Source organism: Streptomyces sp. NPDC088812, assembly GCF_044750285.1.
In the GTDB taxonomy this organism is placed as follows: Bacteria; Actinomycetota; Actinomycetes; order Streptomycetales; family Streptomycetaceae; genus Streptomyces.
The window spans coordinates 94,968-118,116 of record NZ_JBIVJP010000006.1; the positions used below are offsets into that span (position 1 = coordinate 94,968).

Consider the following 23,149-nt stretch of genomic DNA (forward strand, 5'->3'; position numbering starts at 1 on the left):
TCCGGAGCGGACGCCGGCCGGGGAGCCCGCGCCCGCGGACGGAGAGGTGCACACGCCGCGGCCGGCCCCGGATCGCCCGGAGGCCGCCGACGCACCGCACTTCGCCGCCCCGGCAGTCGTCCGGGCACTCGTCCGGGCAGTCGTCCGGGCAGTCGTCGGGGCAGTCGTCGGGGCAGTCGTCCGGGCACTCGTCGGGGAGTCGGACCCGTCGTGGGGCGGGCCGCCGCTCCTCACCGACGCCGCTCGACGAGCGCCCGGTCCCGCCGAACGTCCTCTCCTCACACATAGTCCCTTCTCCCGTCTGGTCCCCTCTCACGTCGCGGCCGACGGACCGCTCCTGACGCTGTGGTCCGGTCACGGCGACGAGGGCTGCCACAAAAAGTTCGAACCTCGGAGTCCCGGTAACGTCCCAGGGCCCCGAGGGCAGCGCGACGTACCCCCGCGCGCCCGCGACGGAGGGCACCACATCCTCCCGAGTACCTCCCACGGCGACGACCACCTCGCCTTCCCCGCACCGCCTTCCCCACCCGGACGACTCGCCCGCGAGAACGCGCGCCCCGTCGTCCACCTCGCCATCGATCGAGCCCAGGTCCGCACCGAACCGCGGCACCGAACCGGCTCCTCGATCCCGACACGCCGACGCGATACCTGTTCGAAGGAGAACACGATGTCCCGCGCTGTCCAGGCCGTGCCCAGCACGTCCGCCGAGCAGGCTCCGACGCCCCGTCCGGGTTTCCTCCTCCTGCTCGCCGCCGCCGTCGCGTCCGTCTACGGCGTCCTGCTCTCGAACACCATCCTGACCCTGTCCCTCAAAGCCACGGAGATCGACGCGCAGGGCGCCACCACGGTGCTGTCCGTCGTCGTCGGCATCGGCAGCGTGTTCTCCATCGTCGGGTTCCCCGTGGTGGGGCGGCTGAGCGACCGCACCCTGTCGCGGCTGGGGCGGCGCCGGCCGTACCTCTTCGCGGGTGCGGTGCTGATCGCACTCGGTGCCGTCGCCACGGTGGCCGCGGGCGACAAGGCCACGCTCACCGCCGGGTACATCATCACGACGCTCGGCAGCGTCTCGGCGCTCGTCGCGTGCACCGCGCTCGTGCCCGACCAGTTCCCTCCGGCGGAGAGAGGGCTGCCGTCGGCCGTGCTCGGACTGGGTGCGCCGATCGGCGCCGTCCTCGGCCTGTTCCTCGCGCAGCTCGTACAGCCGGACCTCGCCGCGATGATCTACCTGCCCGCCGGCGTCGCGGTGGTCGCGGTGCTCGCCCTCGCCCTGACGGCACGTGATCGCCGCCTCACCCGCGAGGAGCGCCCCGCCTTCTCGGGGCGCGAGTTCCTCGGCACGTTCTGGGTGAACCCGCTCAAGCACCCGGCGTACGGCTGGGCCTGGTGCAGCCGCCTGATGATCTTCTTCGGCGTGGGCGCCGTCAACGGGTACCAGGCGTTCTACCTGATCATGGTGCACCACATCGACCCCGCCACGGTCGGTACCTCGATCTTCGTGGCGTCGCTCCTCTCCACGGGGCTCTCGCTCGTGTTCGCGCCGCTGTTCGGGAAGGTCTCGGACCTGGCCGGCCGCCGCAAGCCCTTCGTCATCGCGTCGGCGATCGTGTTCGCGGCCGGCCTCGGCATCACGGCGGCCGCCACGACCTTCCCGATGTTCCTCGTCGCCGTGGCCGTCATGGGCGTCGGCCAGGGCGTCTACTTCGCCGTCGACTACGCGCTCGTCCTCGACGTGCTGCCGGACCCGGACAATCCCGCGAAGGACCTCGGCATCATGAACCTCGCGAACTCGCTGCCGACGTCGATCGTCCCCGCTGTGGCGCCGACCCTGCTCGCCTACGGCGCGACCGCGTCGAACCCGCAGAACTTCACCACGCTCTTCCTGGCCGGCACCGCCGCGGCCGTGCTCGGCGCCCTGCTCGTCCTGCCGATCAAGGGCGTGAAATGACCCTCTGACGGGACGGCCGTCGGCGGGACCACCGGCCCACCCGACGGTCCGGGACCCTCCGGCCGCCCCCGCCGGCAAAGCCACTCCGAGAACGGTCGCTACGCGACCCCCAGCGCCCGCAGCCCGGCCGTCGCCACCGCCGCCCCCAGCACCACCGCCGGGAACGGCGCCCGCTTCCACGCCAGTACGGCGCCCACCAGCACCCCGGCCGGCCGCGCCCACCCGGCGAAGCCCCCGCCCTCGGTCAGCGCGCCCGTCGCCAGCAGCGCGACCAGCAGCACCACGGCCCCCGCCGGCAGCAGTTCCCGCACCCGCGCGGGCAGTTCGACCCGCCCGTGCAGGGCGGGCCCGACCAGCCGGAAGGCGTACGTCCCCACCGCCAGCACCACGATCACCGCGACGGCCGACGCACTCATACGGCGGCCCCCTCACGGCCGTACAGGAACAGCCCGGCGAGCGACAGCAGCACCGGCACCCCGGCCGGGACGACGGGGGTCGCCACGAGGGCGATCAGGGCGCCGAGGGCCGCCGGGCGCCGCAGGAAGCGGCTCGCGCGGAGGGACGGGAGGACCAGGGCCACCAGGACGGCGGGGAAGGCGGCGTCCAGGCCGTAGACGGCGGTGTCGCCGAGGGCGGTGCCCACGAGCGCCCCGGCCAGGACGCCCAGGTTCCACACGGCGAACAGACCGAGGCCGGACACCCAGAAGGCGGCGCGGCGGCGCGCCGGATCGGGCTGGGCCAGGGCGAAGGCCACGGTCTCGTCCGTCACCAGGTGCGCGCCCAGCAGGCGTGCCGCCCGGCCGGGGCCGAGCAGGTCGGCGACGGCGAGGCTGAACGCGACCGCCCGGGTGTTGAGGAGCAGCCCGGTGGCCACGGCGGCGAACGGGCCGCCCCCGGCCAGCAGCACCCCGACCGCGCTGAACTGCGCCGAACCCGCGTACACCACCAGCGACATCACCACCGGCACCCAGACCGGCAGCCCCCCGGCGACGGAGAGCGCGCCGAACGAGAGACCGACGACCCCGCTCGCCACCCAGACGAGGGAACTGTCCCGGACCAATGACCCGAACGAGTGAGTTCGGAGGAGCGAACGCATGTTTTCTACAATGAACAGACCCCCAGACGTTCGTCAAGGCGAACGATCGTACCGACAGAGCGAACGGAGTGAACGGCGTGTCCGACGTCCCCGCCCGCCTGCCCCTCGACTGGATCGCCGCCTCCCTGCGGCGCGAGCGCACCCGCGCCGGACTCTCCCTCTCCGAGCTGGCCAAACGGGCCGGCATCGCCAAGTCCACGCTGTCCCAACTGGAGGCGGCGGGCGGCAATCCGAGCATGGAGACCATCTGGGCGCTGGGCGTGGCGCTGGGGGTGCCGTTCAGCGCACTGGTCGAGCCACCGGTGTCCGCCGTCCAGGTGATCCGGGCCGGGGAGGGCCCGACGGTCGCCTCGGAGCAGGCGCCGTACGCGGCGACCCTGCTGTCGGCCAGCCCGCCGGGCGCCCGGCGCGACCTCTACCACCTGCGGGCCGAGCCGGGGGCCGTACGGACCTCGGAACCGCACATCCCGGGCACGGTGGAGCACCTGATCGTGAGCACCGGACGGGTGAAGGCGGGGCCGGCCGGGGAGACGGTGGAGCTGGAACCCGGCGACTACATGACGTACCGGGGCGATGTGCCGCACTCGTACGAGGCGCTGGTGCCGGGCACGACGTTCGTGCTCGTCATGCAGCACGTGTGACAGGTGCGGAAATTCGCCGAGAATTCACCCGGAAGGAGAAAGCCGGGGGCTCGGAGAACGGGGCGCGGGAGTCCGGGGGGGCTCGGCGAACGGGGCGCGGGTAACCGGAAGAAGGGATTCCGGCATGGGGGGCCGGGAAAGGCAGGAGCCCCGTTGCCGTACGGCACGGGGCTCCTTGGGTACTGCTCTCAGACTTGCGATCTCACGGGTGTGACGATCAGACGGGGGTGACGTTCTCCGCCTGCGGGCCCTTCGGACCCTGGGTCACGTCGAAGGAGACCTGCTGGTTCTCCTCGAGGGAACGGAAACCCTGCGCGTTGATCGCGGAGTAGTGGACGAAGACGTCGGGGCCGCCGCCTTCCTGGGCGATGAAGCCAAAGCCCTTTTCGGCGTTGAACCACTTCACGGTTCCGGTAGCCATAAGCCCTCCTTGGGCCCAAAGGGTTGCCCTGCTCCAGAACCCTGCAAGCGTGAAAGCAAGTGCCGCACAACTGCATACGTCTGAAAACGACGAGAGCCCGCGGTTACATGCTCCGCAGGCTCTGTACTGCAAGGGAAACCAAACTGCAACTTGCGGCGAGCCTAGCACGCGGGCAGCCGAAAGCAATAGAGGTCAAGATCACGTCACTCGGATGTTTGAAGATCCGGTGAAGGGGTTGACCCGGGGGCCGGAGTCCGGAGCGTACCGGACGGGGTCTAGTCTCGCGATGTGGACAATTCTCGCACCCGGCCGCGCGTCGGCCACATCCAGTTCCTGAACTGCCTGCCCCTGTACTGGGGGCTCGCGAGAACCGGCACGCTCCTCGACTTCGAACTGACCAAGGACACCCCGGAGAAGCTCAGCGAGCGGCTGGTCGCGGGAGAACTGGACATCGGCCCCGTCACCCTCGTCGAGTTCCTGAGGAACGCCGACGACCTGGTCGCCTTCCCCGACATCGCCGTCGGCTGCGACGGCCCGGTGATGTCCTGCGTGATCGTCTCCCAGGTCCCGCTGGACCGGCTGGACGGCGCCCGGGTCGCGCTCGGCTCGACCTCGCGCACCTCCGTGCGCCTCGCGCAGCTGCTGCTCTCCGACCGCTACGGCGTCCGGCCCGACTACTACACCTGCCCGCCCGACCTCAGCCTGATGATGCAGGAGGCGGACGCGGCCGTCCTCATCGGCGACGCGGCGCTGCGGGCGAACCTGCTGGACGGCCCCCGGTACGGGCTCCAGGTGCACGACCTCGGGGCGCTGTGGAAGGAGTGGACCGGCCTGCCGTTCGTCTTCGCCGTGTGGGCCGCCCGCCGCGACTACCTCGAACGCGAGCCGGACATCACCCGCCAGGTCCACGAGGCCTTCCTCGCCTCCCGCAACCTCTCCCTGGACGAGGTCGGCAAGGTCGCCGAACAGGCCGCCCGCTGGGAGGCCTTCGACGAGCGGACCCTGGAGCAGTACTTCACTACGCTCGACTTCCGCTTCGGCGGACCGCAGTTGGAGGCCGTGACCGAGTTCGCCCGGCGCGTCGGGCCCACGACCGGCTTCCCGGCGGACGTGAAGGTGGACCTGCTCCAGCCCTGAGACTCCCCGCGAAGCGCCGGCCGTTGCGCCCCCGAGACCTTCCCCGCGAAGCGCCGCCGTTCCGCCCCTGAGATCCGGCGGGCCCGGGCACTACCCTGCTGGGAAGTGAGGCGTTACGGGGGAGAGGGGACGCCATGCAGCCGCTCGGAGCCGACGAACCCACCGAGGTGGGGCCCTACCGGCTGCTCGGCCGGCTCGGCTCCGGCGGGATGGGCCGCGTCTACCTGGGGCGCAGCGCCGGCGGCCGCACGGTCGCCGTGAAGATCGTGCACCCGCACCTCGCCCTCGACGAGGAGTTCCGCGCCCGCTTCCGGCGCGAGGTCGAGGCCGCCCGCCGGGTCGGGGGCGCCTGGACCGCGCCGGTGCTGGACGCCGACCCGGAGGCGGGCGTGCCCTGGGTCGCCACGGCGTACGCGGCGGGCCCCTCACTGGCGGCGGCCGTCACCGGCACGGACGGGGGAGCGCTGCCCGAGCACACCGTACGGGTCCTGGGGGCGGGGCTGGCCGAGGCGCTGGCGACCGTCCACGGACTCGGACTCGTGCACCGGGACGTCAAGCCGTCCAACGTCCTGCTGACCGTCGACGGCCCCCTCCTGATCGACTTCGGTATCGCGCGCGCCACGGACGGCACGGCGTCGCTGACGTCCACCGGCGTCTCCGTCGGCTCGCCCGGATACATGGCCCCCGAGCAGATCCTCGGCAAGGGCGTCACCGGCGCCGCCGACGTCTTCTCCCTCGGCGCGGTCCTGGCCTACGCGGCCACCGGCGAGCCGCCCTTCCGCGGCGACACCTCCGCCGCCCTCCTCTACAAGGTCGTCCACGAGGAGCCGGAGCTCGACGGACTCGGCGGTGTGCTGCGGGAGGTGGCCGAGGCCTGCCTGGCGAAGCGACCGGAAGCACGGCCTTCGCCCGAGGAGATCGCCCGGCGGCTGGCCCCGGAGGGCGCCGCCCGGCTGGTGGCGGCCGGATGGCTGCCGGGGGCGGTGGTGGAACAGGTGGGGCGCAGCGCCGTGCGGGTGCTGAACCTGGAGGGGACCGGGGCGGGGGCCCCGGCCGGAGCGGTCGCGGCACCGGCGTGGGCCCCGGCTCCGGGTCCGGTCTCCGGGCCGGTGGGGTTCAGCAGCCCCTCGGTGGGGCAGCCGCACAGGCCCGCCACCGTCGGCGAGTTCGGGCCGCCCCCCGTGATGCCGCCCCCCGTGCTGCCGCTCCCCGAGACGCCGACCCCGGCGGACGCGGTGCCCGCACCCCGCCAGGGCGGGGAGCGGACCGGTGACCGGCCCGGCAAGCTCTCCGTGAGCCTCGCGGCCACCGCCGGCCCCGGCGAGGCCGGCCGCGGCCGTCGGCTGAGCTGCACCGTCGCCCTGGCGGTCGCGGGAGCGCTGGCCGCCGTGACGGTGGGCTCGGTCTTCGTCCTCGACCTGCTGCCGGGATCGTCCGACAGCGGGAACGACTACGCCGACGGCGCCCCCACCTCGACATCCCCCACGGCCACGGGGCTCCCCGGCGCCGGTGACGGTGCCGGCGAGGGCAGCGCCTCGCCCACCGCCGCCCTCCCGACGAGCTACCTCGGCACCTGGGAGGGCGATGCCGCCGGCCTCGGCGGCCAACTCCCCATGGGTACCTTCCGAGTGACGGTCCAGCAGGCAGCCGTCGGCCAGAAGCTGGGAGAGCTGCGCCAGACCGACGTCCTGGGCGCGGTCTGCGTCGACGTCCTCACCCTGAAGCAGGTGACGGCGAAGGAGGTCGTCGCCACCGCGAAGGGCGCCACCACCAACCACGCCGGCTGCAACCCCGACCCCCACACCGTCCACCTGACCCCGACGGACGACGACCTGACGTTCACCTCGGACAGCGATGCGGAGGGGCGGCCGGTGGCCCGGATGGCGCGGGTGGATTAGCAGGACGGGCTCCGGTACGTACGGGGCCACGACGTCGGCGTGGACGAAGGCACGCAGGCCCCCGAGGCCGCCCGCAGGTCCTAGAACGCCGACAGGGTCAGCGTGATCCCGGTGGGCGCGGTGTCCTGGATGTACGAGGCGAAGTCGGCGACGTCGTCGAAGGCGAAGCCGTACGCCCTGCCGTCCGCCATGGCCGCGTGGACGGCCTTGGAGTAGTGGTTGGTGAGGTCGGTGCGGTAGAAGTCGGCGGCGGTGGTGGCCGGCTGGGCGGGGTGACTGATCAGCGTGGAGCGGTTGAAGCCGGCGCCGAGCACGGCGGCGACGGGGCCGGTGGTGCCGTCGTTCGGTGCGGCGAGGTTGCCGTCGCAGAAGAGGACGTCCCGCGTCGACGGCTTGGCGAAGGAGACCGAGGCCGGGCCGTCGAAGACGAACCGCTCGCCGCGGACCCGGCCGGTGAAGGTGCCGGCGTTGGTGGTGACGGTGAGGTCCCTGCCGGTGTAGGTGCTCCACACCTCGTCGATGTAGGGGGTGAAGTAGTCCGTGGCGAAGAGGCCCGCGTCCAGTCCGTGGCCCGGGGCGATGACGCGCAGGTCGTCGACGACCAGGGGCGCGAACTCCGGGACGGACGTGACCGCGGCGAACGCGGCGGCCCGTCCGCCCTCGCGCACCACGCCGGTGACCTGCTCCTGGGCGCCGGTCAGCCGGATGTTCATCGGCACGCTGAACATGTCCACCATGGTGGTGTTGCAGAACATGCCCGCGGAGTTGAGGGTGAACTCGGCGCAGTCGTGCAGCACCGGGTAGTTGGGGTCCGAGGCGACCCAGCCGGCCGGGTACTGAAGGGCCGGGTTGCCGTTGCCGTCGGTGACCGCTTTGAACTTCAGCTTGTCGCCGAGCGACACGTAGATGCGGCCCGACATGGGGGGCAGCGACAGGGTGGTCTTCTTGCCGGTGAGCGGGATGGCGTAGTCGGTGAAGCCGTCGGCGCCGTTGTCGGAGAGGGATATCGGGGCCGGGGTGCCCTCCGGCGTGACCCGGACCTGTTGTCCGTCCTGGTTGCCGACGATGTAGACGTGGACCGAGCCGTCGGCGAACGAGCCCGTGTCGTTGACGACGGTCAGCGCGAGCGCGTCCGCCGCGGCGCTGTCCGTCGTGGTGGCCGCGGTGCTGTCCGCCGCCGAGCCGGCCAGGGCGTGCGGTGCGACGACGGCGACGGCGGGCGCCGCCACGGCGACACCGCCGAGAGCGGTGAGGACCTTGCGACGGGTGAGGCTGCGCTGGTGACGGGGGGACATACGGGGTGCTCCTCTGGGTGTTCCTAGGGGGTGCCGCTGGGGGTTCCTAGGGGGCTGCCTCCGGGGCCGGGGGTGTGCCTCCGGGTGGGGTCAGCCAACGGTCCACTTCTGGTTGGCGGTGCCGGCACAGGTCCAGATCTGCAACCGGGTGCCGTCGGCCGACGAGTTGTCCTTGGCGTCCAGGCACTTGTCGGCCTTGACGTTGGTCAGGTCCCGGGCCGCGGTGAACGTCCAGCGCTGGGAGGCCGCGCCGGCGCAGGTGTTCAGCACGACGGGCGCGCCGTCCGCGGTGGAACCGTCCCGCACGTCCAGGCACTTGCCGAGCGCCCGTACGGTGCCGTCCGCGCCGAACGTCCACTTCTGGGCGTCGGCCTGGGTGCAGTCGTGCAACTGGATGGGGGTGCCGTCGGCCGTCGCCGCGCCCGCGACGTCCACGCACATGCCGCCGATACCCTTGATCGCGCTGGTCGTCGCCGGCGTGTCCCCCGTGTCGCCCGTGCCCCCCGTCCCACCCGTGTCGCCCGTGTCGTCGGTGTCGTCCGAGGCCGTGACCCGGATGTAGTCGACGAGCATGGTCTGAGGCAAGGACGTGCTCGCGTCCGGGCTGCCGGGCCAGTCGCCGCCGACCGCGAGGTTCAGGATCAGGAAGAAGGGGTGGTCGTAGACCCATGTGTTGCCGCCCAGGTCCGCGGGGGTGCGGGTCCGGTACGCGGTGCCGTCCACCGACCACGTGATCTCCGACGGGCTCCAGTCGACCGCGAAGACGTGGAAGGCGTCGGCGAACGCCTGGCCGTCGGGGAGCGTCCGGGACGCGCTGATCCCGCCGGCGCCGGAGTAGCCGGGGCCGTGCAGCGTTCCGTACACGGTGCCGGGCTCCTTGCCGACGTTCTCCATGACGTCGATCTCGCCGCTGTTCGGCCATCCGACGCTGCCGAGGTCGTCGCCCAGCATCCAGAAGGCGGGCCACATGCCCTGCCCGCGGGGCACCTTGATCCGGGCTTCGAAGTGGCCGTAGGCCTGGGTGAACGTCCGGGCCGTGTTGAGCCGGGCCGAGGTGTACCGGCAGGCTCCGTACCAGCACTGCAAACCCGTGTCGCCGTTCTCGCGGGCGGTGATCACCAGGTGCCCGTCGCCGTCGAGGGCGACGTTGTCCCGGCTGTCCGCGTAGTACTGCAACTCGTTGTTGCCGTTGCCCGAACCGCCCGTCTCCACGGTCCACCGGGCGGAGTCGGGCGCGCCGCCCGCGGGACCGTCGAACTCGTCCGCCCAGGTCACGGCGGTCTGGGCGGCGTCCGCCCGGGAGGTTCCCGGTCCGGAGGCGGTGAGGAGGACCCCGGTGACGAGCGCGGCGACGACCAGGAACACCAGTCCGCCGAGCGACCACCGGTGTGCGCGATGAGCAGCCATGGGCCGAACACACCTTGTCTGTGGGGAATGTCAGGGCAGTGCGTCGGCGGTACCTGCGGGCACCTCCCCCGAACACACCGGTGGGTGAACACACCTGTGAGAGCGCTCTCTTCGCCTGCGGCGGCACCGCCGAAGGCCCCCGATGCTACGCACGGAGCACGCTCGGGCCAACTGTCCGAGTTGTGATGAGAAGCCCATCTGACCTGCGGTTATGTCGGCAGCGGGCAAGGGGGCGCGAGCGCTTAAGAAGCCTTTAAACCCGGCTTAAGCCATGAGCGCCGCGGCCTCGGCCCCACCCCTTGAACGTGCGGCGGGCTGATAGCGTGCGTGCGCTCGGCACTCACTCCGCCCGGGCCGGGGCCGACCGCTCGGCTCACCCACGAAGACCTGAGGGGCGGGTTCGGGTGTCCGCACGTTCAGGGACTCCGGCAGGCAGTCCGCGGGCAGCGGGATTTCCAGGGGTGGGGGAGCGGTTGAGTGAGGATCCAGCAGCGTCCGGCGGTCGGCGCGGGCAGTCCCGCGGCTTCGACGGAGTCGTGATCGCGGGATGAGCGGCACCGTGCCGGTCGACGCCCTGCTGATCGTCGTCGCGGCGGTATGGGGAGCCGTGGCGGGGACGGTGCTGCCGCGGGCCGCCTACCGGTTCTCCGTGCCGTTGGAGGAGCCGGACGGGGAGTCGGACCCGAGCGGAACCGGAACCGGAACCGGTGTCGGTGCAGGTGCTGGTGCTGGTGCTGATGCCCGTCTCCGTGGCCAGACCCCGGCAGAGGACGCCGCCGACCCCGGCTGGCGCCGGACCTGCCCGCACGGTCACCCGCTCCGCGGCTGGCTCGGTCCCGCCCGCTGCGCGCGCTGCGTCCCCGCCGCCGCGCGGTACGGCCCGGGCGGCCCCGTCCTCGCCACCGTCACCGCCCTCGTCTGCGCCCTCGCCGCCGTCGCCACGGGTCTCCGGCCCGAGCTGGCCGTCTGGCTGCTGCTCGCGCCCGTCGGCGTGCTGCTCGCGGTCGTCGACCTGCGGGTGCGGCGGCTGCCCGACCCGCTCACCCTCCCGCTCGCCGCGGCCGCCCTCGCCCTGCTCGGCGTGGCCGCGCTGCTGCCCGAGCACGCCGGGGACTGGACGACGGCCCTGCTCGGGTCGCTCGCGCTCGGCGCCGGTTATCTCGTGCTGCACCTGATCAACCCGGCCGGCATGGGCTTCGGCGACGTGAAGCTGGCGCTCGGCGCGGGCGCCGTGCTCGGCTGGTACGGCTGGGCCGCGGTCATGCTGGGCACGTTCGCCGGGTTCCTGCTGGGCGCGCTGTACGGGGGCGCGCTCGTCGTCGCGGGCCGGGCGGGACGCGGGACGACCATCCCGTTCGGACCGTTCCTGATCGCGGGGGCGTTCACGGGGCTGCTGATCGGTGCGTACGCGGCCTGAAGTCCGGTGGTGCGAGGGGCTGGCGTAGGCTGGTTCGGTCCGTCCACAACCCTTGACGAAAGGGACGCTCCGGTGACCGAGAAGGCCGACCTCCAGTCCGTCCTCGACCGTGCCGCCGGGGGCGGGCGGATCACGCCAGAGGAGGCGCTCGACCTCTACCGCGACGCGCCCCTGCACGCGCTGGGCGCCGCCGCCGACGCCGTACGCCGCCGCCTGTACGCCGGGACCGAGCACATCGCGACGTACATCATCGAGCGGAACATCAACTACACCAACGTGTGCGTCACGGCGTGCAAGTTCTGCGCCTTCTACGCGGCCCCCAAGGACAAGGACAAGGGCTGGACCCGCGACCTCGACGACATCCTGCGCCGGTGCGCGGAGACGGTCGAGCTGGGCGGCACCCAGATCATGTTCCAGGGCGGACACCACCCCGACTACGGCGTGGAGTACTACGAGAAGCACTTCTCCGCCATCAAGAAGGAGTTCCCGCAGCTCGTCATCCACAGCCTGGGGGCGAGCGAGGTCGAGCACATGGCGCGGATCTCGAAGGTGTCGGTCGAGGAGGCCATCACCCGGATCCACCAGGCCGGGCTGGACTCCTTCGCCGGCGCCGGCGCCGAACTGCTGCCGGCCCGCCCGCGCAAGGCGATCGCTCCGCTGAAGGAGTCCGGCGAGCGCTGGCTCGAGATCATGGAGGCGGCCCACAACCTCGGTGTCGAGTCCACCTCCACCATGCTCATGGGCACGGGCGAGACGAACGCCGAGCGCATCGAGCACCTGCGGATGATCCGTGACGTGCAGGACCGCACGGGCGGCTTCCGGGCCTTCATCCCGTACACCTACCAGCCCGAGAACAACCACCTGAAGGGCCGTACCCAGGCGACCCTCTTCGAGTACCTGCGGATGATCTCCATCGCCCGCCTCTTCCTCGACAACGTCCGCCACATCCAGGGCTCCTGGCTGACGACGGGCAAGGAGGTCGGCCAGCTGTCCCTGCACTACGGCGCGGACGACCTCGGCTCGATCATGCTGGAGGAGAACGTCGTCTCCTCGGCCGGCGCCAAGCACCGCTCCAACCGCCTGGAGATCATCGACCTGATCAGGAAGGCGGGCCGCGTCCCGGCGCAGCGCTCCACGACGTACGAGCACCTCGTCGTCCACGACGACCCGGCGAACGACCCCGTCGACGAGCGCGTCGTCTCCCACATCTCGTCGACCGCGATCGAGGGCGGTACGGCGCACCCCGAGCTGAAGCTCCTCGCCTCCAACTAGCCGTCCGATGCTCACGATCCACGCGGACTCCAGGGGCTGGGCGTTCGCCGTCGACGGCACCCGGATCGCCGAGGCGGGCCCGCTGGAGAAGCTCCTCGCCGACCGCCCGCGGGCCCGGGTGCGCCGGTGGCCCGGCATCCTCACCCCCGGGCTGGTCAACCCCTACGGCACCGAGCTGCTGGAGGAGACGTACCACCCCGATCCGCGGGAGGCCGACGAGCTCGGCACCGAGCCGCTGACCGGGGACGCGCTCACCGCGCTGGCCATGGACGACGCCCGCTGGGGCGCGAGCGCGCGGCGCGGGGTGCAGCGCATGCTGGCGCACGGCACGGTCGCCGCGGCCTGCGAGAGCTTCCGCAACCGGGCCGTACGGGACGCCGTGCGCCGCTCCGGCCTCGGGATGGTGGACCGGACGGGGCGGCCCCCCGGGGCACCCTCGCTCGACCCGTACGCGGGCGGGCGGCCGGGGGAGTTCGCGCCCCCCAGGGAGAGCGGTTCCGCCGCCCGGTTCGCCGTCTTCGACGTGCCGGACGAGGCCGCCCTCGTCGAACGCGGCGCCGCGACCTGCGTGGCCACCGTCCTGGAGGGCCGCCTCGTGTACCGCCGGCGCTGAGCGGGGCGGTACACGAGACGGCCGACGCTCTGAGCGGGGCGGCACACGAGACGGCCGGCGCTGAGCGGGGCGGCACACGAGACCGCCGGCGCTGAGCGGGGCGGTACACGAGACGGCCGGTCCCGGCTCGCCTACTCGCCCGCGAAGGCCTTGGCGAACGCCCCGTCCTCCTGCTCGACCCCGCTGCACGTGGTCAGCGCGTCCGTCGTGGAGGCGCCGTCCTCGCACTGCGTGTCGCGGAAGGTCACCCACATCGACACCCAGGAGATGCCGTTCTCCTCGGCGAACGTCCGCACCTCGGCGGCGTCGGCGAGCGTGAACGTCTCGTTGTCGACGTCGTTCACGCCGATCATCGAGGTGAGCGCCATGCCCTTCCAGGCCGCCTCGTCCGACGTGCCGAACATGTCCTTCAGCTGGGTGTGCGCGGCCGTGGCCGAGGTGATCGCGTACTCGCCCATGTCCCCGGTGTACGACGAGCCGTAGTTCATCGTCATCAGGTTGATGGTGGAGACCTGGACGTCGTACTTGTTCGCCGACGTCAGCAGCGCGAGGGTGTCGGAGTCCAGTCCGGACGGCATCACCGGGACCGTGAAGGAGACCTCCAGATCCGGGCGGTCCGCCTGGAGTTGGGCGATCGCCTGCGAACGCAGGGCGACCGACGCCGAGTCGGTCAGGTCGTCGCCCTCGATGTCGAAGTCGGCCTTCGTGGAACCGGCCGCGTCGAGGGCCGCGCCGTACGCCTCCGCCAGTTCCGACACGCTGTCACAGGTCGCGGCCAGCTCGTCGCCGGAGGCCCCGCCGAAGGAGACGCGGACGGAGGCGCCCGACTCCGTGAGCTTCGCTATGCGGGACGCCACGGTCGTGTCGTCGATCGCGTGCGTGCCGTTCCACTCGGGCGTACAGCTGCTGCTGTCCGAGATGACGAACGCCAGGTTGTAGGTCGTGGGCGAGCCCGTCGCGTCGGTGTCGTAGGACGTGGTGGCGCTCACATAGGGGGCGTAGGTGGTGCCCGAGGACGCCGTGGCGCTCTCGGACGGGGAGGCCGTCGCGGATTGTTCGGGCGTCGCGGGTGCTGCGTCCGACGAGTCGTCGGATCCCGCGGAGCATCCCGCCGTGGCCAGGGCAAACAAGCAAGTGAGCCCGGCCGCCGGCTTCAGGAGACTCCTCATTGCGCATGCACCCGCTCTCGTGATTTCTGTCTCAGGATGGAAACAAAGTGTGTTGCCGAAGTGGAAATGTCTCACATGCGGGCGGCACGCGCGGGGCTCCTCAGGACATCGACAGCCGGTGGACATAAGGGCCCAAAGATGGTTCATTTTCCACCTAAAAGGGGCAAATGGTCCTCCCTTCTGGTAGGTGGGCCGCGCGGGGGGCCGGTGGGACTCTCAGGCAAGAGACAGGTTCGGCCGTTCCTCATGGCTGCCTCACATGAAGTACAGAGTTTGGATCACATAAACGCTCCCTAATCTCTGAGGAATGCATTCCGAGCCTGGTATCGAAAGCCGTGCGGCCGCTCGCGGTCGCCGTCGCAAACGCGGCAGCGACTCCGCGGAAGGGCCCGTGTTCGTCGACAACTCCGGACGCAGGTCGAAGTTGCTGCGCCGGATCGGCCTCCTCATCAGCGTCGGCTGTCTCGCCTACGCGGGCGTTCTCGGCGCCGCGTTCATGGGCTGGGGCACCTCGCTGACCCCGTCCTCGCTGCTGCCGTTCGGCGGGAACGGGCAGGGCGCCGAGGGCGGCCAGGGACCCGCCGGCATCCGCCCGGACGGCGGCGTGGGCAACCAGGTCGGCCTGCCCGGCAGCACCCCGCCCTCGGGCACCGCCTCACCGTCCCCGTCCGCCTCGGCGACCGCCAACTGACGCCCACACCGACCGGAACGCAGCCACCCTCATGACGACGACTCCCTCCCGCCGGCGGCGCCGCGCTCCCTCCCGCATCGAGCGGGCGGCGGGCAAGGCCGCGGCGCTGCAGAAACCGCGTGTCATCCTCGCCCTGCTGCTCCTGCTGGGGCTCACCAGCGTGATGCTGCTCGACGGCTACCTGCGCTCCGAGGTCGGCAACGACCAGCGCGTCCGCGACGGCGCCAGCGCCAGCAAGGTGCCCGACGAGGTCCTCGAAGGCGGCCCGATCATGACCTTCCGGGGCGGACAGGCCACCATGCTCTCGGTGCCGGACAAGACGATCGCGCTCACCTTCGACGACGGCCCCAACCCCACGTGGACGCCGCAGGTGCTGGAGATCCTCGAGGAGTACGACGTCCCCGGCACGTTCTTCGTGGTCGGCTCGATGGTCTCGCGCTACCCGAGCATCGTGAACGACATGGTCGATCAGGGCAACGAGATCGGCATCCACACCTTCACCCACGTCGACCTCTCCTACCAGAGCGACGCCCGCATCGAGCGCGAGATGCAGCAGACCCAGCTCGCGCTGGCGGGCGCGGCCGGCATCACCACCACGCTGTTCCGCGCGCCGTACTCCTCGGAGACGGACGCCATCGACAACTACAGCTGGCCCGTCTACCAGAAGCTCGGCGAGGACGGCTACACCAGCGTCTTCATCGACACCGACAGTGACGACTGGAAGAAGCCGGGCGTCTCGAAGATCATCAAGTGGGCCACGCCGGAGGACGACAAGGGCGCGTCGGTGCTGTTCCACGACGCCGGTGGCGAGCGCTCGCAGACGATCAAGGCGCTGCCGAAGTACATCGAGAAGATGAAGGCGAAGGGCTACACCTTCACCACCGTCAGCGGCGTCATGCAGGAGCAGAACGCCGGCGCTCCGGCGGCGGCGAACTCCGGGCAGCAGCAGGACACCGGAGCCGCCACGGCCGAGGCGGGCACCGCCACGGCGGGCGCGACCGCCGGCACGGGCGGGCAGCCCGGCACCGCGCCGAACGGTGTGGGCGAGGCCGTCAACTCCCTCCAGGCCGCGCACCGCGAGGCCACCGGCGTCACCCTGTACGAGGGCAAGGCCCTCATCGCGGCGGTCGCCTTCGCCGAATGGACGGTACCCGCGCTCTCGTACGGACTGATGGTCGTCGGCGTGGCGGTCATGGGCCGCTTCGGGATGATGCTTCTCCTGGCCCGCCGCCACTACAGAATCCGCAACAAACGCCGCTTCAGCTGGGGACCGACGGTCACCCGGCCGGTGAGCGTGATCGTCCCGGCGTACAACGAGAAGGAGTGCATCGCCAACACCCTCGAGTCGCTGGCGCGGAGCACCCATCCGATCGAGATCCTCGTCGTCGACGACGGCTCGACGGACGGCACGTCGGAGATCGCGCGCGCCGCGGCCGACAAGCTCGGCATGACGAACGTCCGGGTCATCCGGCAGGAGAACGCGGGCAAGCCGGCCGCGCTCAACAACGGAGTGCGCAGCGCCAGTTACGACATCGTCGTGATGATGGACGGCGACACCGTCTTCGAGCCGGAGGCCGTGCACCAGCTGGTGCAGCCGTTCGCCGACCCGAAGGTGGGCGCGGTCGCCGGCAACGCCAAGGTCGGCAACCGCAACACGATCATCGGCGCCTGGCAGCACATCGAGTACGTGATGGGCTTCAACCTCGACCGCCGCATGTACGACCTGCTGCGCTGCATGCCGACGATCCCGGGCGCCATCGGCGCGTTCCGCCGGGACGCCGTCCTGGAGGTCGGCGGCATGAGCGAGGACACCCTCGCCGAGGACACCGACATCACCATCGCCATGCACCGCGCGGGATGGAACGTCGTCTACCAGGAGCACGCCATCGCCTGGACGGAGGCGCCCGGCTCCCTGAAGCAGCTCTGGTCCCAGCGCTACCGCTGGTCCTACGGCACCATGCAGGCGCTGTGGAAGCACCGCAAGTCCCTCACGGACAAGGGCCCCTCGGGCCGCTTCGGCCGCGTCGGCATGCCGCTGGTCGTCCTCTTCCAGATCATCACGCCGGTCTTCGCCCCCCTCATCGACGTGTTCACCCTCTACTCGATGATCTTCATCGACGCCCAGGCGGCCATCCTGGCCTGGCTGGCGGTACTGGGAGTCCAGCTGTTCTGCGCGGGGTACGCCTTCCACCTCGACCGGGAGAAGTACCGCTACCTGCTGATGATGCCGCTCCAGCAGCTCGCCTACCGCCAGATGATGTACCTCGTCCTCATCCACTCCTCCATCACCGCCCTCACCGGAGGCCGTCTGCGCTGGCAGAAGCTGAAGCGGACGGGCGAGGTGGGAACCCCGGCCGGGGTGAGCTGATGAGCTGGGAGCAGCAGGGCCAGGGACAGGGGCAGGGGTACGGCCAGGGCCACGGTCACGGCCAGGGCCAGGGCTACGGCCAGGGCCAGGGCTACGGCCAGGGCCAGGGCCAGGGCTACGGCCAAGGCCAAGGGGGCGGGCAGGAGGGCTGGCCGCAGCAGGGCTGGCCCGCCCAACCCCACCAGCAGCCGTACCCGCAGGGGTACGAGGGCGGCTACGGGTCCGGCTACGGGCAGCAGCAGTACACGCAGCAGCAGTACACGCAACAGCCGTACGCGGGGCAGGGGCAGCCGTATCCCCAGCAGTACGCGGGGCAGGGGCAGCCGCCGGTCCAGGCGCCGCCCCGGCCCCAGCCGGTGGAGCAGACGGCACCGCTGCCCGCGGTGGCGGTGGACGAGCCGGCGGCGGCGGACGACCCGGCCGGGACGGGCGAGTCCGCCGGGGCGGGCCGGACCGGTTCCGGCGGCGCCGCGGAGCCCGGCAGCCCCGCGGCCGCGGCGGAGGGGGAGAAGCCCTCGGGGGCGCCCAGGGCGGGCGTCCGCGACCGCTACTTCGACACCCTGCGCGCCCTGGCGCTGATCCGCGTCGTCACGTACCACACCTTCGGCTGGGCCTGGTGCGGCATGGTGTTCCCGTCGATGGGCATCATGTTCGGCCTGGCCGGCACCCTGATGGCGAAGTCCCTGGAGCGCCCCGCGCTCAAGGTGGTCAAGAGCCGCATGCGCCGGCTCCTGCCGCCGTTCTGGTTCTGGGGCGTCTTCGTGGTCGTCGCGATGATGATCCACGACTGGATGCCGGGCTGGCAGATCGTCTACTGGATCGTGCCGCTGGGGGACCCGCCGGGCAACGCCTGGGGCGAGCAGGCCTGGGAGATCCTCTGGTACCTGCGGACCTACCTCTGGTTCGTCCTGCTCTCCCCGCTCCTGCTCCGGGTGTTCCGCCTCGCTCCGATCCCGGTCCTGGTGCTGTCCCTCGTCCCGATCATGGTCCTGACCTTCGTCTGGGCCGGTCCCGACAACCGCGTCGGCACCGCCATGTGGGACCTGTCGACGTACCTCTTCTGCTGGATCCTCGGCTTCGCGCACCGCGACGGCGTCCTCCAGCGGATGAAGCCCGCCCTGGTGGTCGTCCTCTCGCTCGCCGCGATGGTCTACGGCGGGTGGTACGCCTTCGGGCACCAGGCCGAGTTCGGCACCTACGACCTCGACGAGATCCCGATCGCCCAGGCCTTCTGGTCGGCCGGTTTCGTGATGCTGCTGATGTGGGCGAAGGCGTACTTCGGCATCGACTTCGCCTGGCTCACCCGCTACCGGCGCACGAACCGGATCGTCACGGTCTTCAACGCGCGCGCCGTGACCATCTACCTCTGGCACGAGATCGCCCTGGTGCTGGCGGTTCCGCTGATCGACCAGTTCTGGAACGTACCCGCGTTCGAGAAGTACCTGCCGCTGAACAGCATGTGGTTCATGTTCGGCGTCGGCTGGGTGCTGATCGTGCTGTTCGTGCTGCTGTGCGGGTGGGTCGAGGACGTCGCGGGGAAGAAACGGCCGCGGATGCTGCCGTGAGGCGGCACCGGCCGGGCCGCGAGAACGGCGGGGCTGCAAGAATGGCGGGGTGACCCGCGCTTCCCTGAACAAGCAGCCGCACGAAGTCGCCTCGATGTTCGACGACGTGGCGGAACGGTACGACCTGACGAACGACGTCCTCTCGCTCGGTCAGGACAGGAGATGGCGCAAGGAGGTCGCCCGCGCGGTCGACGCCCGTCCCGCGCAGAAGGTCCTGGACCTGGCGGCCGGGACGGCCACCTCCTCCCTGCCGTTCGCCCGGACCGGCGCCTACGTCGTCCCCTGCGACTTCTCCCTCGGCATGCTCCAGGTCGGCAAGAAGAAGCACGCCTGGCTGCCGTTCACCGCGGGCGACGCGACGCGGCTGCCGTTCAAGGACGACACCTTCGACGCCGTCACGATCTCCTTCGGGCTGCGCAACGTGCAGGACTTCGACTCCGCCCTGCGCGAGATGCACCGGGTGACGCGGCCGGGCGGACGGGTCGTGATCTGCGAGTTCTCGCACCCGACCTGGGCGCCCTTCCGCACCGTCTACACCGAGTACCTGATGCGCGCCCTGCCGCCGGTGGCGCGCGCGGTCTCCTCGAACCCCGACGCCTACGTCTACCTCGCCGAGTCCATCCGCGCCTGGCCCGACCAGCCCGCCCTGGCCGAGCACCTGCGGAAGGCCGGCTGGTCGAAGGTCGCCTGGCGCAACCTGACCGGCGGCGTGGTGACCCTGCACCGGGGCTTCAAGGAGAGCTGACCGGCTCGAAGGCGTCTCCCGGCCGGTCCAGTTCGCGCTCCAGCCCGCCCCCGCCCGGTCTCGGCAGCCGGGGTTCGCGGACGCCCGCACCCCCGCCGCCCTCGCCGTCGGCGAAGTCGAACCACACGGTGACGACCGCCCCGCGCGGTACCTCGGCCCCGGGCGGCGGGTACTGCCGTACGACGTAGTCGACGACGGTGCGGTGGAAGTCGGGCCGGTCGGGCGCGGCCAGCAGCACCCCTTGGGCCGTGGCCGTCTCGCGCGCGTCCATGGCCATCAGGCCGACGAGTTTCGGCACGCGCACTTCGGGTGTTTTGGGCTGTATGAGCACAGATGTCACCCCCAGTGGTACGGGAAGGGTAGCCGTACGGCGGCGCCATCCGGAAGTGTTCGGTGCCTATCCGTAGTAATTTCCGCGGCTGTTGACTACACAGGGTAGTCATCGGTGAGGTCGAGCCGGTAGCAGTGCCCCTGCCGCCCGGTCCCCGGTGTCGTGAAGACCTCCGCCAGCCGCATACCGAGCCGCCGGGTGACCGCGATCGAACGGGCGTTGCGCGCGTCGACCATGGCCACCACACCCGGCACCCCGGCCGCCCGCACCCGCTCCAGCGTCATCCGCGCGGCGGCGGTGACATACCCCTGGCCCCAGTGGTCCCGGCCGAGCCGCCAGCCGATCTCGATCTCCCCCGTGGGTCCCCACTCCCGCTCCCAGGGCTGGGCGCCGGTGAAGCCGACGACCCGACCCGACGCGTCGAGCACGGTCCACAGGCAGAAACCGCGCTCGGCGTCGTGCCGGCGCTGGCGGGCGGTGAGCTCCTCGTAGACGGACAGCCCTGCGGGCCTGCCGCCGTGGAACTCCATGACGTCCGGGTGGGCGAAGGAGCGGTGCCAGGCCACCGCGTCCTCGTCCGTGGGGACCCGCAGCCGTACGACGGGGAGAACTCGGTTCACGGAGGCAGCCCTTCAGCCGGGTGATCAGTACCGCTGAATAGACTGCCCATGTCCAGTGCCGGCCAGCACACAGATGTCGAACTTGGGGAGATCCCGCCGTGACCGTCGAGACCGAGCCCCTCTCCGGAAACGCCGCCGACGTGATCGTCGTCGGGGCGGGCCCGGCCGGATCCACGACCGCCTACCACCTCGCCAAGGCCGGACTCGACGTACTCCTGCTGGAGAAGACCGAGTTCCCCCGCGAGAAGGTGTGCGGCGACGGTCTCACCCCGCGCGCGGTCAAACAGCTCGTGGCCATGGGCATCGACATCTCCGAGGAGGCCGGCTGGCTGCGCAACAAGGGCCTGCGCATCATCGGCGGCGGAGTCCGCCTCCAGCTGGACTGGCCGGATCTCGCCTCCTTCCCCGACTACGGACTCGTCCGCAAGCGCGACGACTTCGACGAACAGCTGGCGCGCCAGGCACAGAAGGCGGGCGCGCGGCTGTACGAGCGCTGCAACGTCGGCGCCCCGATCGTCGACGACCGCACCGGCCGCATCACCGGCGTGCGCGCCAAGCTGGGCGAGGAGAAGCGCGACGTCACCTTCCACGCCCCGCTGGTCGTCGCCGCCGACGGCAACTCCACCCGGCTGTCCCTCGCCATGGGCCTGCACCGTCGTGAGGACCGTCCGATGGGCGTCGCGGTCCGCACCTACTTCACCTCCCCGCGCCACGACGACGACTACCTGGAGTCCTGGCTGGAGCTGTGGGACCGGCGGGGACCGGGCGAGGACCGGCTCCTGCCGGGCTACGGCTGGATCTTCGGCATGGGCGACGGCACCTCCAACGTCGGCCTGGGCGTCCTCAACACCTCCGCCTCCTTCAAGGAGCTGGACTGGCGCGAGGTCCTCAAGGCCTGGTGCGCCTCCATGCCGGAGGACTGGGGCTACACCCCGGAGAACATGACCTGCCCCATCCGCGGCGCCGCCCTGCCCATGGCCTTCAACCGCAAGCCCCACTACACCAAGGGCCTGCTCCTCGTCGGCGACGCCGGCGGCCTGGTGAACCCCTTCAACGGCGAGGGCATCGCCTACGCCATGGAGTCCGGTCAGATCGCCGCCGACGTCATCGTCCAGGCGCACGCCCGCGCCACCCCCGGCCAGCGCGAACTGGCCCTCCAGCGCTATCCGCAGATCCTCAAGGACACCTACGGCGGCTACTACACGCTGGGCCGTGCCTTCGTGAAGCTCATCGGCAACCCGAAGGTCATGAAGATCGCGACCCAGCGCGGCCTGACCCACCCCCTGCTGATGAAGTTCACCCTGAAGATGCTGGCGAACCTGACCGACCCGACGGGCGGCGACGCGATGGACCGCATCATCAACGGCCTGAGCAAGGTGGCGCCCAAGGCGTGACCGGCTCGACCGGCTCGACCGGCTCGACCGGCGTGACCGGCTCGACCGGCGGGGGCGAGACCCCCCGCGGTCCTGAGGGAAGCCCGAAGGGCCGCTGCCCCCGAGCGGCAGCGGCCCTTCGTCCCGTGTGCCGGGCGCGGTGGCGTGTCAGAGCACGCGCACCGCACCGGACGCCGGGTAGCCGGAGAGGTCCTGGATGACGACGCCCTTGGACGGGTTGGCCGCGTCCAGGTACTGGCCGTCGCCGATGTACACGCCCACGTGGTACGCGGAACCCTTGCCGCCCCAGTAGAGGATGTCACCGACCTGGAGGTCGGACAGGGAGACATCGGTGCCGGCCATCGACTGGTCCTGCGAGACACGCGGCAGGTCGACGCCGACCTGCCGGAACGCGGCCTGCACGAGCGAGGAGCAGTCCCACGCGTTGGGCCCGGTGGCACCCATGACGTAGGCGTCGCCCACCTGCGCCTTGAGGAAGGCGATGACCGTCGCCACGCTGCCGCTGGCCGGGGCGGAGGCGGTCGTGGCGGAGGCGGTCAGGGTGGTCCGCTCCTCGGAGCGGGAGACGGCGGCCTCGGCGGCGGCCTTGCGGGCCTCCTCGGCGGCCTTCTTCTTCGCCTCGGCCTTCTTGGCGGCGGCGAGGTCCTTCTTGGCCTCCGCGGCCGCCGCGGCGGCGGCCGCGTCACGCTCGGCCTCCAGCTGGTAGTTCGCCGCGGCCTGCTGCGTGGCCTCGGCGGACTGCGCGACCTGGGCGGCCAGGTCTCCCGTCAGCACGGGCAGTTCGAGCGTCTGCGTCACCGGCTCGGCGGCGTTGGCCGATCCTGACGCCGTGGCGACGGCCAGCGTGCCGAGAACACCACTGGCGACTCCGGCCCGCATCGCGATCGTGGACGCGCTGCGGCGGGGCTTCCGGTGGCTGCGTATGTGAGCGGTGTGGGACATGAGTACAACCGGTACCAGGGGCTCCTTCATACCTACAAGAAACGTGTGCTGCGCCACAATTGCTCAACGGCACCCCTGAATACCTGGTCGGGCGCTCCTTATTGACGCCTTAGCGGGCAATGCGGACGCGGGTGCCCAAGCCTGTGATCATGGGCTTTCGCTGTTACGCCCGAATTGCCCCG

At 71.5% G+C, this 23,149-nt stretch carries 21 protein-coding genes; 12 read left to right on the forward strand and 9 right to left on the reverse strand.

Translation table 11 applies throughout. From position 1 onward, the window contains the following. The first annotated feature begins 667 nt into the window (after window positions 1-667). Window positions 668-1,945 (forward strand): MFS transporter, encoded by a 1,278-nt coding sequence (locus ACIP67_RS12660; RefSeq protein WP_401691157.1) that lies wholly within the window; start codon window positions 668-670, stop codon window positions 1,943-1,945. Window positions 1,946-2,043: 98 nt separating this feature from the next. On the opposite strand, the gene ACIP67_RS12665 is transcribed toward ACIP67_RS12660, so the two are convergent. Together ACIP67_RS12665 and ACIP67_RS12670 are read right to left on the reverse strand one after the other, a co-directional pair. Beyond that, window positions 2,044-2,361, reverse strand: coding sequence for an AzlD domain-containing protein (locus tag ACIP67_RS12665; RefSeq protein WP_401691159.1), 318 nt, complete (start codon window positions 2,359-2,361; stop codon window positions 2,044-2,046). Next, window positions 2,358-3,041, reverse strand: a complete 684-nt coding sequence (locus ACIP67_RS12670; protein ID WP_401691161.1) for an AzlC family ABC transporter permease — start codon at window positions 3,039-3,041, stop codon at window positions 2,358-2,360. Before ACIP67_RS12670 ends, ACIP67_RS12665 begins: the two co-directional genes overlap by 4 nt. 77 nt (window positions 3,042-3,118) lie before the next feature. Here ACIP67_RS12670 and ACIP67_RS12675 point away from each other — a divergent pair, with 77 nt between their 5' ends. Further along, window positions 3,119-3,682: a helix-turn-helix domain-containing protein gene (locus tag ACIP67_RS12675; RefSeq protein ID WP_401691163.1), complete on the forward strand. Its 564-nt coding sequence runs from the start codon at window positions 3,119-3,121 to the stop codon at window positions 3,680-3,682. A 217-nt stretch (window positions 3,683-3,899) separates the two neighbouring features. Here the strand turns inward: ACIP67_RS12675 and ACIP67_RS12680 are convergent, their stop codons facing one another. Continuing rightward, window positions 3,900-4,103, reverse strand: a complete 204-nt coding sequence (locus ACIP67_RS12680) for a cold-shock protein (protein WP_003974443.1) — start codon at window positions 4,101-4,103, stop codon at window positions 3,900-3,902. A 288-nt stretch (window positions 4,104-4,391) separates the two neighbouring features. Between ACIP67_RS12680 and ACIP67_RS12685 the strand changes: the two genes are divergently transcribed. Together ACIP67_RS12685 and ACIP67_RS12690 are read left to right on the forward strand one after the other, a co-directional pair. Beyond that, window positions 4,392-5,240, forward strand: coding sequence for a menaquinone biosynthetic enzyme MqnA/MqnD family protein (locus ACIP67_RS12685; protein WP_401691165.1), 849 nt, complete (start codon window positions 4,392-4,394; stop codon window positions 5,238-5,240). A gap of 134 nt (window positions 5,241-5,374) precedes the next feature. Then, a complete protein-coding gene (locus tag ACIP67_RS12690; RefSeq protein WP_401691167.1) occupies window positions 5,375-7,138 on the forward strand; it encodes a serine/threonine-protein kinase in 1,764 nt (587 codons plus the stop codon). A gap of 80 nt (window positions 7,139-7,218) precedes the next feature. On the opposite strand, the gene ACIP67_RS12695 is transcribed toward ACIP67_RS12690, so the two are convergent. Both ACIP67_RS12695 and ACIP67_RS12700 read right to left on the reverse strand, forming a co-directional pair. Next, window positions 7,219-8,433: a beta-1,3-glucanase family protein gene (locus ACIP67_RS12695; protein ID WP_401691169.1), complete on the reverse strand. Its 1,215-nt coding sequence runs from the start codon at window positions 8,431-8,433 to the stop codon at window positions 7,219-7,221. Between the two features lie 90 nt (window positions 8,434-8,523). After that, entirely contained in the window at window positions 8,524-9,840 is a 1,317-nt protein-coding gene (locus ACIP67_RS12700) for a ricin-type beta-trefoil lectin domain protein (protein ID WP_401691171.1), read from the reverse strand. 547 nt (window positions 9,841-10,387) lie between these two features. Between ACIP67_RS12700 and ACIP67_RS12705 the strand changes: the two genes are divergently transcribed. From ACIP67_RS12705 to ACIP67_RS12715, 3 genes are all read left to right on the forward strand, one after another. Beyond that, window positions 10,388-11,257 carry a prepilin peptidase gene (locus tag ACIP67_RS12705; protein WP_401691173.1) on the forward strand — a complete coding sequence of 290 codons (870 nt, stop codon included), beginning with the start codon at window positions 10,388-10,390 and terminating at the stop codon, window positions 11,255-11,257. A gap of 72 nt (window positions 11,258-11,329) precedes the next feature. After that, window positions 11,330-12,529 carry a cyclic dehypoxanthinyl futalosine synthase gene (gene mqnC, locus ACIP67_RS12710; RefSeq protein WP_401691175.1) on the forward strand — a complete coding sequence of 400 codons (1,200 nt, stop codon included), beginning with the start codon at window positions 11,330-11,332 and terminating at the stop codon, window positions 12,527-12,529. Window positions 12,530-12,536: 7 nt separating this feature from the next. Next, window positions 12,537-13,142 (forward strand): hypothetical protein, encoded by a 606-nt coding sequence (locus ACIP67_RS12715; RefSeq protein ID WP_401691176.1) that lies wholly within the window; start codon window positions 12,537-12,539, stop codon window positions 13,140-13,142. 131 nt (window positions 13,143-13,273) lie between these two features. Here the strand turns inward: ACIP67_RS12715 and ACIP67_RS12720 are convergent, their stop codons facing one another. Beyond that, complete coding sequence (locus ACIP67_RS12720) at window positions 13,274-14,311, reverse strand: chitinase (protein WP_401691178.1); 1,038 nt, start codon at window positions 14,309-14,311, stop codon at window positions 13,274-13,276. 391 nt (window positions 14,312-14,702) lie between these two features. Here ACIP67_RS12720 and ACIP67_RS12725 point away from each other — a divergent pair, with 391 nt between their 5' ends. The 4 genes from ACIP67_RS12725 to ACIP67_RS12740 are packed head-to-tail and all read left to right on the forward strand — an operon-like array spanning window position 14,703 to window position 19,680. Continuing rightward, complete coding sequence (locus ACIP67_RS12725) at window positions 14,703-15,002, forward strand: hypothetical protein (protein WP_401691180.1); 300 nt, start codon at window positions 14,703-14,705, stop codon at window positions 15,000-15,002. A 31-nt stretch (window positions 15,003-15,033) separates the two neighbouring features. Next, window positions 15,034-17,370: a bifunctional polysaccharide deacetylase/glycosyltransferase family 2 protein gene (locus ACIP67_RS12730; RefSeq protein WP_401691182.1), complete on the forward strand. Its 2,337-nt coding sequence runs from the start codon at window positions 15,034-15,036 to the stop codon at window positions 17,368-17,370. Then, window positions 17,370-18,935 (forward strand): acyltransferase family protein, encoded by a 1,566-nt coding sequence (locus tag ACIP67_RS12735; RefSeq protein WP_401691184.1) that lies wholly within the window; start codon window positions 17,370-17,372, stop codon window positions 18,933-18,935. The genes ACIP67_RS12730 and ACIP67_RS12735 overlap by 1 nt, the downstream gene beginning before the upstream one ends. A 49-nt stretch (window positions 18,936-18,984) precedes the next feature. Continuing rightward, entirely contained in the window at window positions 18,985-19,680 is a 696-nt protein-coding gene (locus tag ACIP67_RS12740) for a demethylmenaquinone methyltransferase (protein ID WP_389513068.1), read from the forward strand. Here ACIP67_RS12740 and ACIP67_RS12745 read toward each other — a convergent pair. After that, window positions 19,667-20,011, reverse strand: a complete 345-nt coding sequence (locus tag ACIP67_RS12745; protein WP_401691187.1) for a PASTA domain-containing protein — start codon at window positions 20,009-20,011, stop codon at window positions 19,667-19,669. The two genes, ACIP67_RS12740 and ACIP67_RS12745, sit on opposite strands and share 14 nt — an antisense overlap. Window positions 20,012-20,106: 95 nt before the next feature. Beyond that, window positions 20,107-20,631 carry a GNAT family N-acetyltransferase gene (locus ACIP67_RS12750; RefSeq protein ID WP_401691189.1) on the reverse strand — a complete coding sequence of 175 codons (525 nt, stop codon included), beginning with the start codon at window positions 20,629-20,631 and terminating at the stop codon, window positions 20,107-20,109. A 98-nt stretch (window positions 20,632-20,729) separates the two neighbouring features. On the opposite strand from ACIP67_RS12750, the gene ACIP67_RS12755 reads away from it, so the two are divergent. Further along, window positions 20,730-22,025, forward strand: coding sequence for a geranylgeranyl reductase family protein (locus ACIP67_RS12755; protein WP_389513074.1), 1,296 nt, complete (start codon window positions 20,730-20,732; stop codon window positions 22,023-22,025). A 147-nt stretch (window positions 22,026-22,172) separates the two neighbouring features. Here the strand turns inward: ACIP67_RS12755 and ACIP67_RS12760 are convergent, their stop codons facing one another. Then, complete coding sequence (locus tag ACIP67_RS12760) at window positions 22,173-22,997, reverse strand: C40 family peptidase (RefSeq protein WP_401691191.1); 825 nt, start codon at window positions 22,995-22,997, stop codon at window positions 22,173-22,175. Window positions 22,998-23,149: the final 152 nt, after the last annotated feature.

Coding starts and splice junctions, on each gene's coding strand:
- ACIP67_RS12660 (WP_401691157.1), top strand. CDS start 668: ATGTCCCGCGCTGTCCAGGCCGTGCCCAGCACGTCCGCCGAGCAGGCT.
- ACIP67_RS12665 (WP_401691159.1), bottom strand. CDS start 2,361: ATGAGTGCGTCGGCCGTCGCGGTGATCGTGGTGCTGGCGGTGGGGACG.
- ACIP67_RS12670 (WP_401691161.1), bottom strand. CDS start 3,041: ATGCGTTCGCTCCTCCGAACTCACTCGTTCGGGTCATTGGTCCGGGAC.
- ACIP67_RS12680 (WP_003974443.1), bottom strand. CDS start 4,103: ATGGCTACCGGAACCGTGAAGTGGTTCAACGCCGAAAAGGGCTTTGGC.
- ACIP67_RS12690 (WP_401691167.1), top strand. CDS start 5,375: ATGCAGCCGCTCGGAGCCGACGAACCCACCGAGGTGGGGCCCTACCGG.
- ACIP67_RS12695 (WP_401691169.1), bottom strand. CDS start 8,433: ATGTCCCCCCGTCACCAGCGCAGCCTCACCCGTCGCAAGGTCCTCACC.
- ACIP67_RS12700 (WP_401691171.1), bottom strand. CDS start 9,840: ATGGCTGCTCATCGCGCACACCGGTGGTCGCTCGGCGGACTGGTGTTC.
- ACIP67_RS12705 (WP_401691173.1), top strand. CDS start 10,388: ATGAGCGGCACCGTGCCGGTCGACGCCCTGCTGATCGTCGTCGCGGCG.
- ACIP67_RS12715 (WP_401691176.1), top strand. CDS start 12,537: ATGCTCACGATCCACGCGGACTCCAGGGGCTGGGCGTTCGCCGTCGAC.
- ACIP67_RS12720 (WP_401691178.1), bottom strand. CDS start 14,311: ATGAGGAGTCTCCTGAAGCCGGCGGCCGGGCTCACTTGCTTGTTTGCC.
- ACIP67_RS12730 (WP_401691182.1), top strand. CDS start 15,034: ATGACGACGACTCCCTCCCGCCGGCGGCGCCGCGCTCCCTCCCGCATC.
- ACIP67_RS12735 (WP_401691184.1), top strand. CDS start 17,370: ATGAGCTGGGAGCAGCAGGGCCAGGGACAGGGGCAGGGGTACGGCCAG.
- ACIP67_RS12760 (WP_401691191.1), bottom strand. CDS start 22,997: ATGAAGGAGCCCCTGGTACCGGTTGTACTCATGTCCCACACCGCTCAC.